9 protein-coding genes are annotated in these 10,228 nt (G+C 37.1%); 3 read left to right on the top strand and 6 right to left on the bottom strand.

All coding sequences use genetic code 11. The features are described 5' to 3' along the window. The 5 genes from DB42_RS09475 to DB42_RS09455 all read right to left on the bottom strand — a co-directional run. On the bottom strand, nt 1-297 hold a 297-nt coding region (locus tag DB42_RS09475; protein ID WP_044882748.1), incomplete at its 3' end, for a transposase. 348 nt (nt 298-645) lie between these two features. Then, a complete protein-coding gene (locus tag DB42_RS09470; RefSeq protein ID WP_052436112.1) occupies nt 646-2,031 on the bottom strand; it encodes an F-box protein in 1,386 nt (461 codons plus the stop codon). A gap of 152 nt (nt 2,032-2,183) precedes the next feature. Next, nucleotides 2,184-2,711: a hypothetical protein gene (locus DB42_RS09465; protein ID WP_042237961.1), complete on the bottom strand. Its 528-nt coding sequence runs from the start codon at nt 2,709-2,711 to the stop codon at nt 2,184-2,186. Nucleotides 2,712-2,790: 79 nt separating this feature from the next. Then, nucleotides 2,791-4,239: an inorganic phosphate transporter gene (locus DB42_RS09460; protein WP_232044339.1), complete on the bottom strand. Its 1,449-nt coding sequence runs from the start codon at nt 4,237-4,239 to the stop codon at nt 2,791-2,793. A gap of 10 nt (nt 4,240-4,249) precedes the next feature. Then, complete coding sequence (locus tag DB42_RS09455; protein ID WP_039383612.1) at nt 4,250-4,927, bottom strand: TIGR00153 family protein; 678 nt, start codon at nt 4,925-4,927, stop codon at nt 4,250-4,252. 1,214 nt (nt 4,928-6,141) lie between these two features. Here DB42_RS09455 and DB42_RS09450 point away from each other — a divergent pair. From DB42_RS09450 to DB42_RS09440, 3 genes are read left to right on the top strand one after another with little or no spacing between them, the layout of a single operon-like run. Further along, the gene (locus DB42_RS09450; protein WP_044882747.1) at nt 6,142-6,909 is read left to right on the top strand and encodes a tetratricopeptide repeat protein; all 768 of its coding nucleotides are present in this window, start codon (nt 6,142-6,144) and stop codon (nt 6,907-6,909) included. A gap of 15 nt (nt 6,910-6,924) precedes the next feature. Further along, a complete protein-coding gene (locus DB42_RS09445; RefSeq protein ID WP_044882746.1) occupies nt 6,925-7,614 on the top strand; it encodes a hypothetical protein in 690 nt (229 codons plus the stop codon). 14 nt (nt 7,615-7,628) lie between these two features. Next, nucleotides 7,629-8,828, top strand: coding sequence for a hypothetical protein (locus tag DB42_RS09440; RefSeq protein WP_044882745.1), 1,200 nt, complete (start codon nt 7,629-7,631; stop codon nt 8,826-8,828). A 2-nt stretch (nt 8,829-8,830) separates the two neighbouring features. On the opposite strand, the gene DB42_RS09435 is transcribed toward DB42_RS09440, so the two are convergent. Next, entirely contained in the window at nt 8,831-10,222 is a 1,392-nt protein-coding gene (locus tag DB42_RS09435; RefSeq protein WP_044882744.1) for a hypothetical protein, read from the bottom strand. Between the last annotated feature and the right edge of the window lie 6 nt (nt 10,223-10,228).

The raw sequence follows: 10,228 nt of genomic DNA, 5'->3' as shown, positions 1-10,228 counted from the left end.
TCTTCCTTGAGTATGGGAAAAATGCCAGCAGACGATTTCGTTTTCATCTGTATAGGGCTTTTCCTCTATCGTATCGTCAATAATCAATACACCTCCTTTATCTTGCTCTAGATGGCGCACTTGCTTTTTAACATACTGCCATAGTTCTTTCGATCCCCCTGGATTGCTGTTAAGAAAACGGGTGATTTTATCATAGCTAACCTGGCCATCTAAAAGATTGGATAACCCTGTAGCTGTGGCTTGTTGGTTTTGGCTAATAAGATAATCTGTATAAATATCAAGAAGATCAAGTTTCATTTTTTTCTCCTCTTTTCAAAGAAAAAAATATACTCTTAGAATAATTTTTTCAACCCATCTGTGCGTAAGGTGAGTTAATTAATCGATCTTTATAGTAGCAAGCCTCTCCAAGGGGTAAAAAATAAAAATAACTTTTAGCTCTTTAATTTATTTACCCATTGAGCCCTCTTCTTTTACTAGGCTTGAAGAATCTAGACATTTTATAGACGATCAAATTCAAGCAACCTCACAGCTCACTGAGGCGCTTAGCCAAGAGATAAAGCAAGGAAAATATTCCTCTTATCGTTCTTATGAGCAGTTGCAATCTATTTTAATTAGCCAAACGCTTCAGACAGATAAACGGTTTTTCTAAGCATAGGGAGGAGCCACCAAGATAGGCTCCTTTCCTTGCAAATGAGCAAAGTCCCATAGATGCAGCCATCCATGTTCATCAAAAAAGACTAGTTTGTGGCCATCGTAGCTAGCATGAATAGTATTAGAATTTACCCATGGATATGTGTTAGGCAGGAAGGGCAATATTATTCCACCACATTTTCTAGCTGGAGTATGTTGATAAAGTTTAAAACTCTTGAATTCAGGATGAAAAGTAGAGGCGAGGAAATGGTTTTCATCTAAAGCAAGAAAGCGCACAGGATCTAAGCCGCCTATGTTTGATGACGTTAAAAAATTTCCATCATCAACATTATAAATTAAAACAAAGCCTATACTTAGTCCTACTGCTAAGCGCTTGCCATCATAGCTAGAGGTTGTTAGAATTGACTTTTTATCCCAACATTTTTCCACAGGTCGTGGTGCCAAGGTAAACTCTATTTTCTTTTTACCATTAGAAGCATCCCATATATGGCATCTTCTTTGTAAATCATCTTCGCATAAAACGATGACTCGCGCTTCATCAAACTGGCAGAGTTCTTGATTAAGAGGGGACTTAAGGTTGCCTTCCAACGCCATAAGGCTGCTGGAGAAAGAGCTCTCTAGATTATTAATAAAATAAAGGCTGCCATCTAGACAGTGGATTAAGGCTTGATTATCTCGGCAGAGAATAAAATTGATTGGTGCCAAGGTAGTCTTGTAGCAGCTTAATCCTGTGCGTACATCCACAATTTTGATTTGTAGGTGATGAGGATTGACTAAAAATAAATGATTTTGAGCAAAGTAAGCATTTTCAAAGTTTCCAAGGTAACATAGAGAAGTTGTAGGAAAAGCCTCATTAACTTTCCAACGGTAGAGGTATCCATCCTGTGTCACTTGAACAATATGGCCTTCTTGATAATGAATCAAACGAGAGTTTTTATCTTCCACGTTATCATACACTAACTGACAACTTTTTTCGCCCAAGTGATAGATTTGCGCTGTACCTGCTGTAGCTTTTATAAAAGCAAATTGTTTTTCTCTTTTAAGCGCAAGAATTTTTCCTGAGAAATTAGGTAATTTGTAGATAGTTTGTTTACATTTGTTTTTCGAATATTCGCCTTTCGTTAGCCTCATCGTTTGCGACATCTGCACTCTTTTCTTACAGATTTTTCGCCAGTTTTTTCCTGGAGAAGAAGAGCGGCTAAGGTTTTTCCAGCGTCGTTGGCAAATAGGCCGCCATAAAGAAGGATCTTGCGCCATTCGCTGCCAATGTTTGTTAACGAGGGCTGCAATAGGTAATTCCTTTTCATCTAGAAGGCTAAGAATCTTTAATTGCACTTCTTCAGGTATTCTTATGTGAGGGACAAAAGAAAGTGAATGCATATTTTTTTCCTATAAATTCCTTACGGATTATTTTTTGCAGTCTCTTTTTCCTATATTTTTTATCCAAACGAAGTGAGCAAGATAACTTTATAAGTTAGGGAGACGAATTTTGCCAATTACCTGGTATAAATATTATAAAGTTTTTTTATTTTTTAGCGTGCTTTAACTTCTCTAGGCACTTCACGATGATGTCCCTCGTAATAATAAGCAGAGAAAAATATAGGGAGATAGCCGATCACTTTTTCCTCTTTTTCTCCATCAATTTTAACTACTGCTTGATAGTGACGCATATTCCAATTTTGTTTAATAAAATCCTGTAGGGACGGCCATTGATGTTCTTTCATAAACTTAACAACAGTTACTTGTCCAGGATAGAGGGTAGGTAGGAGAATACTTTCGGTATGAAAAGTACGACTTTGCAATAAGTCTTCTAGCGGCTCGATCAAGACAAAGCGGATGTAGACTTTTCCTGGAGCACTTGGCAAATTCCCAACGTTCTTTATTTCGGCTTGTAGAGTAACTGTAGAACCAGGATGGATTTTCATTGTTTTGATATCACTCGGATTAGTTGAAGCTGCATGTAGATGAGCTTGAAGAATAGCCTTAGGGCGAGGGGCCTCTGCATACATGCCCGATTGGATAAAGAGTGAGTATAAGATAAACAGAAGAATTTTATTCATTTTAAAATTATCCTAAAAGAACGGTTATAAATTAAATAAGGCTTTAATTTCCTGCCATGGGTAGGCAAGTTACAGCAGTTTAAATGATAGTAATAAGATACATTATAGCATTAAAAAAGCCTACAGCTATTAAAGCACCTGTAGGCACAGTCACTAGCCAAGAAATCATGATATCGCGTGTCATACTTAAGTCTAGAGCTTCTAGACCTCGTGCTAATCCTACGCCTACTACAGAACCCACTAGCGTATGTGTAGTAGAAACAGGTAACCCTAATCTTGAAGCAAGTACCACGGTAGTAGCTGCACCAAATTCTGCTGCAAAACCGCGGGTAGGAGTCAATTCGGTGATTTTTTTACCAATTGTTTCAATGACACGCCAGCCCCAGGTCGCTAATCCTACTACGATTCCTACTCCACCTAAAGCTAAGGCCCATACAGGCGTAGTGCTAGTTGTAATAACTGTGTTGTTGATGAGAACTTGGATGCCTTGGGAAAGAGGTCCAATCGCGTTGGCTACATCATTCGCACCATGCGCAAATGCCATTAAACATGCACTCATGATTTGAAGATAACCAAAAATTTTTTCGACGGTAGCGTATTCAGATTTATGTACTTCCCCATCGCTGGATTTCTTGATTGTGGTCGATACATTATCCACTTCATTTAGCAGGATAGATAAGTGGTAATGCATTTCATTTCCTGAGACGGTTTCTCTGGCTCTTAGTAAATGTTTTCTAGCTTTATCTAAAGACAGGGTAGTCTCAGCATTACACACAGGCTGCTGACAGCGTGTAGGTGCGGAGATATTGCGTAACAGTAGATAACTTATGAAAGAGCCGATCGTTCCTAGAAAAGCTGAGAAAATAAGAGCTTCTAAGAAGGTAAATTCTAAGTTTAAATTTTGCAAGCCTTTAAAAACCAGGATGAGCCCCATCACCGTGACTGTTAAGAAAACGATCATAGGAGTAATCTTTTGGGCGGATCTGATAGGGTTAGGGGTATAGAAAATCTTCTTTCTTAGGATATTAAAAATAAAGTATGAAATGATGCCACCCAGAATAGGGGAAATCACCCAGCTAGTGATGATAAATAATACATTTTCCCATTGTATTGCTTCTAATCCTCCTACAACGATGCCAAACCCTACAATTGCTCCTACAATGCAGTGAGTGGTAGAAACAGGCCATCCAAAATAGGAGGCAATTTGTAACCATATGCCTGCGGCTAGCAAGGAAGCTAGCATTCCATAAACTAAGATGCGTGGCTCATAAGCAAATAGAGCAGAGTCAATAATGCCTGTTTGAATAGTATCAGATACATGGGACCCAAAGAAAAAAGCCCCTGAAAATTCTAGAAGAGCTGCGATAACTACAGCGGTTTTTAAGGAAAGTGCGCCAGAACCTACAGAGGTTCCCATTGCATTTGCTACATCATTAGCTCCAATGCTCCATGCCATATAAAAGCCTGCTAGCAAAAGAAAGATGAGTAAAAGCATGTTTTCAGGTATCAATAGAATGTCGGGTATCATTCAATCTCCGTTATTGCAGTTCTAAGGTGAGTCTTACGCGGTTAGCCAGCTTCTCAGATATATCGGAAAGAGCGCCAGTGGTTCCAAAAATCTTTTGCCATAAATAAAAGGTACTATGCGTCATTTCGTTTTCAGACTGATACAAATTTTTCAAAAGTTTACGTTGAAGAATATCTACTTCGTGTTCTTTAAAAGCTACCTTTTCTACCATACTTCGAACTTTTTCCGCTTCCACTCCACCAAAGGAGGTTTCGATGAGTTCGTGTAGTTCGTTAATAATTCGCCTGGCTTCTTCAAAAGATTCCATATTCTTAACAAGAAATAAATTAAATTCATTTTCGAAGCTGGGCAATATTTCTAAAGGTTTCAAATTTGAAAGAACCCCTAGGTCTTGGGCTTTGTCCGCAATATCATCTTGTAAAGATAAGATATCCAGCAAATGCTGTCTTTCAATAGGTAGGTAAATATTTTTAGGTAAATGATTGCGAATATGATTTTTAGCTAGATCGGCATGATGCTCTTGCTCAGAAATTTTCTCGGCAATCTTTTCAACGGCTGCGTAATCTTTATTTTTCATGGCTTCGAATAAACTGGGTAGCATTTGTACGCAGCTATTGACGATCTCCATATGAGACTGTAAAGGAGCAAAAGGAGAGCGACCAAAAATGCCTAAAATTGTTTTTAGCATAATTTTAACCTAAAATAATGAATCTAGATAAACGATACAATAAAAGGGAATTTTGAATAAAGAAAGGAATATTTTAATAAGAGGCTTACCTTATCGCAGGTTAGCTTGGCAACATCCTTGCAAGACGATAAGCCGGGTAAATAAGCAGTGCGGATGGGTGCTGGTTCGCCTATGCCTTAACTTTAAAGGCATGTTTTGAAGATAGTTAAAAGAGGGATTGGCTGATAAATCATTAACGGCTTTAAAATGGAACGGGTCAGCTATTCCCTCCTTTTAATTTTATAAAAAAATTCGATAAAAACTTGAGACTCTATTACTAAAAAGCTTAAAAAATCAAAGGTAAGCTTCCTTTATCCAGGTCTTTTACCATGCTGGCTGTTCTATTGGCGCAGCACCTACAGAAGAGCCTAGCTTTACAAGCTAGATATTTAAGGTTTTATCGACTCCTGAAAGATTTAAATGCTAAAATCCTAGGGAGCCTCTTTATGAATTTTATTATCTTGAAGGGATTTTAATACCCCTAATAAGTTTAAGCAGTATTACTTTATCGGGTATGTTTTTCTTTACGAAAACATCCCCATCCTTCAGCAAAAGAAACTTCTTCAAACTTTTAAATAGTTTATAAATTTCGCTTACTCCGCCGCATTTTTAAATCTATTTTTCTTCGTAGCCCTATTTTATCAAACCTTCTTGCTTAATCCTCTAGCATTCCTAGCATTAAAGGTTTGTGGCTTTATTGAGCATTTTCCCTCTAATTTTTGCTTGGAATTAAGTTTTTTTGAGTGAAAAGCTTAAGCATTAAAGGCCTCTTTTTAAGTAAAGAGGTGGCCTATTAAAGCTAAAGAGATAAGGGGGTTAAAAAAGATTACAAAAGGTTAAGGGTTCATTGTTATCAAGCTAGCCATGAAAAAAAGGGGAGGGGGAGAGAAAGCCCCTTCTTGAAGCCAGGCATGGTTAAATGTTATTGGCAAGCTCTTACCAGTTACAATTGTCTAAATTTTTAGAAAAATTTTACATTTATCTATAAGTTCTTTATCTTATCTTCTTTTTTTCTTAAAAAGCATCCTGAATAGAGGAGATATAAAATGATGTGTTAATTTTAATATAATAAACAACTTAATAAATAATATATAGTTTTATTTGAAATTAATTGAATTAATTATAAAAATATAGGTATACTTATTTTAAGAGGATAATTTACTAAGGATTCTTTTATGCAGCAGGAAAAAATAAAAGATTTTGAAGCCAAGATAAAGCCTGTAATTGAAGAATATGTGAATAACCAAGATTTTTATTTGTTAGCCAGCCCATTAAAAACAGAGCATCAATATAGGTTAGCTTTTAAAGAGCAAATAGCCAAAGAGCTAAATTTAACTTCGCTGCTCCAAAAATATATGAAAGGAATTAATTTGCTCAAAATCGAGCTATTAGAAAAAAATGATACCTACTTAATGCTAAAAGTTCTGAACGAAGTAGAACAAGCTTTTAAAAAAATTCAAGAAATTCAAAAAAATTATTCAACTTCAGAGGATAATGAGGCCCTGGCACAAAATAGTCCTATTGATGCTGATCAGCCTTTATGGACAGCACTATATGGCCTTTCAAGTGAGACTTTACTCTTAATTTATGAGCTTGCCATCAAAAATTTTAACAATCATGCATGCGAAGATGCTAAAAATCTCTTACAACTCTTATTAACATTTTCTCCTACAGTTTCCTCCTACTGGAATGCCATGGGATATTGCTATCAAAATGAGGGAGAGTACGCTAAAGCCCTTAATTATTATCTAATGGCTGAAGAAATAGATCCTAACTTTTTAGAGACACAGTTTTATTTAGCTCGTTGTTATCAATCTATGCATCAACAAGGCTTGGCTTTGGAGTCACTAGAAAAGCTATGGAGCTTTATTCAGGCCTCACCAGAAGTAAAAGAAGAGTGGGAAAGCCATGTTAGGAAACTGGCTAATGAAATAGAAGCTTAACATCATGAGGGTTATATGAGTGCTATACTTCCTAGAGATTTCTCTTCGACACCTGGTATGGATTCTGTGCAGAAAACACAAGGAGTCAAAAAGGATTTTATAGAACTAAGCACAGAAAATCCAGGAAAAGGTTTGCCTAAGCTAACGACTGCGGCTAAACAAATGAAAGAGAGCAAAGCTTTGCATGCGCTTGCAACTATTGGTCGAGTAACGGCAGGCACTATAGGGATTGTAGCGTTAATTCCCCTGGTACCTGTGGCAATGGGCTTACACTTTTTTATAGCGGCTGCTTTGGCCCCTGCAGGAGATGTGGTAAACAATGCCATTAAGAAATCTACAGGTTATGAAATTGAGCAGGGAAGCATAGGCCTAGCGGATGCTTTTTTAGGCTTGTATTTTACCACTTTTGAATTAATAGGAAACTGGATGATAGGCGAAAAGAAAAGCCATCCAGGCGTTCAGGTAGCAGAAAATTCTTCCGTACCTGTAGAGCAAGCAATTACTCCAGGAAGTGTCGTAATCACACCTAAAACTTCCTCTTCTTTTAAGTCCTCCATGCAAGCAGAGGAAGAAGAGCCAGAACTCGAGCATCATCCAATACCTGCAGCTACCTTCTTCAAAGCGGACAATGAGGAAAAAAGAGAAGCAGCTCTTGAATTAACTGAAAGGGAAGAAAATAGCTTGAAGGCAAAAAAACATCATTAAATGGGGATTTCATAATGATAATAAAATATATAGATAAAGAAAAAAGTTATACCCAATATGATAATCAATCGTTTGACTCTTTGGAATATACAGTTACAAGGCCTGACGGCAAAAAATATTCCCTTGAGTCTGGCGAGCAGACAAAATTTACCCCTTTCCATAGAATTTTGATAGGTCTTAAATCCCTAGCATTGACCTTTTTTTCTTTAGGCTTAGGGATGATTTATAGTCAAATTAGGGAAGGATGGAAAGAATTCTTTACCGGTAAACGGTCGATAGCGGTTTATAAAAGCGATGACCTACAACCTCAGAGCCAGGCGCATATGACTTCAGAGAAAGCGGATACTCTTTTCTATAAGTTTTCACAAGAGGGAAAATCAAACCTGGATAAAGAGATAGGTAAGCCAGATGCTAATCCTTTGGGAGAAACTCTTGCAAGTGAGGTCAAGACAAATCCCAAAGAAAAAGTGAACGAGCCAAAAGCTCAGCATAAAGCTTCCCTTGCCGCTAGCGATAGAGTAGAAGAAGATCTATATTATTCAGACGATGAAGATATCTATTACGAGATCGACCTAGAAAGTGATGAGGACGAGATAGATTACGATGAATTAGACCAAAAAGAAGAAGATAGGGATTTAAAAAGACTACCTATATCAAGCAATGATCCCTCCTCAAAACCGAAAAGAAGTATAAAAGACCGATGCCTTGAACGTTTGAAAGGTGATTTAGCTGCCATAAATAAAGAATATGGAACAGCCATAGATGATGGTGATTGTTTTTTTGATGCTTTTGCTCAAGCACTCAATAAGAAATTAAATGGAAACCTTACCCTTACGGATTTGCGAAGAAAAGTAAGCGAATATGTTAATACTCTTCCCTCTCAGAATAACTGGATAAAAAATAGTTTAGAGGAAGAATATGGAAATATAGATAGTTATGAAAGTTATGTAAAAGGTGTTAAGTATAATAGCAGTGAGGCAGAGAAGCATGGAGGATATCCTATCTGGGGTAAGTCGGAAATAGAGGGGGTAATCCTTTGTCATCTCTACCAGGTCAATTTAAAAGTCTATGAAGTAGGTGATGGAGGAGATGGAGTGGATGGGCTCTGGGTAGCAGAATTAGAATATCCCTTAAGTACCCCTTATGACACTACAGTGGAATTAGCTTTGTATCCAGGCCATTTTCTACCAGTGTATGATAAAAAATCACCTTAACGCTAGCAGTTACTGCTGAAAAAATTAATATCATTTAAAAGCATTTCTTTGAGCCAGTGATACATAGCAGAAGGAGACAAAACTTTTTCCTTTTCTATCTCTATCAAGAAATCGTGCAGTTGCTTTAATGCAAGTTCTTCTAGCAAGTTTAGATGTTTTTCCACACTAATTTCATAGAAATTGCCGATTTGATAGATGTATTCTAACTCTGTCGGAGTATACAGGGCTGCTTTCAAAGAATCTTTTCTCTTTTCGAGGTATTGATGGATAATGATTTGATGAAGGTAGCTAAGGTAATGATAAGGATTATTGTGTTGCAAAAGATGCTTATAAAAAGAATTTAAAATCGTCTTTTCATTTATCCCTATGATTTTCAACATGCATTCATTTAACTGCAGGTGAAGGGATAAAAACTCAGTTACATGTTGATTAAAGCACTCTTGCTTAGCTTTTAGAAAAGCTTTGGCTTGCAGATTAAAACGACCCGTTGGTTTTAGTTCGTTAGCAATTTCTTGCATTTTGTCTTTTAAAGCATGATCTTTGGGTAACAAGAAGGGGGATAAGACCCAACCATGGTGCTGAGAAGGGTGAGGGTATCCTGTTTGCTGTGATTGAGTGGTAATATGAAAGCTTTCAGGTATAGGAATGCTGGGACCTTTGCTTTTTAAAGAACGTTTGAAAGTACCTTTAAGCTCAATAGTTTCTCCAGGAAAGGAAGATATCGTTTGCTCAAGGGCTACCACAGATTCAGCAATCGCTTTAGATAAAGGAGTCTGTTCCTTGATTACAATCGGCATTTCACGAATAATATTTAATTGTTCAGTTAAAGAGGTAAAGCGCACTTCATGATGCTTAAGTAAAGTAATAGCTTTCATACGAAAAGCGTCGATTTCTTGGGTAGTAGGCAAAAGCTCGCCTTGAGAAAATGGTGGGAGGGGTAGTTTAATCTTTTCATCTTCTTGGCTATAAAACTTGCAGGAAACTTCTTTGCCTAGGCTTGTTTTTTCTTTTCTTTTTTCTCTTTTAGGAATTTTGATTAGAAGTGTGTCCATCCATCGACGCCAGGGGAGGGGACGTCTTTTTAGAGGGTTACCTAATGCATTAAAACGGTCGATAGCTGTGTAAGCAGAAGATGCTATTTGTTTTTGCCGAAAAGTGCCCTGGGCTAAAGATTGAATTAAAGAAAAGCTATTTTTAATTAGTGCCAGAGCTTGTTGAAGATTTTTTTTCTCTTCTACCTTCACGGAACGAATAGAAAAAAGCTGCTTAGCAAATGTCATAGTTTTTTTTAGGATAGAGACAGAAGAAGATGTTTCTTTACGATAAGAAAAGCTTTCTAAAATTTTTATAGCGGCTTGTAGCTCTCTAGTAGAAACGTTTTTTTCTTTATCCATTCAAAT

Origin of the sequence: Neochlamydia sp. EPS4 (genome assembly GCF_000813665.1) — a bacterium.
Taxonomy (GTDB): Bacteria; Chlamydiota; Chlamydiia; order Chlamydiales; family Parachlamydiaceae; genus Neochlamydia.
This window is presented reverse-complemented; position numbering and strand designations above follow the sequence as displayed.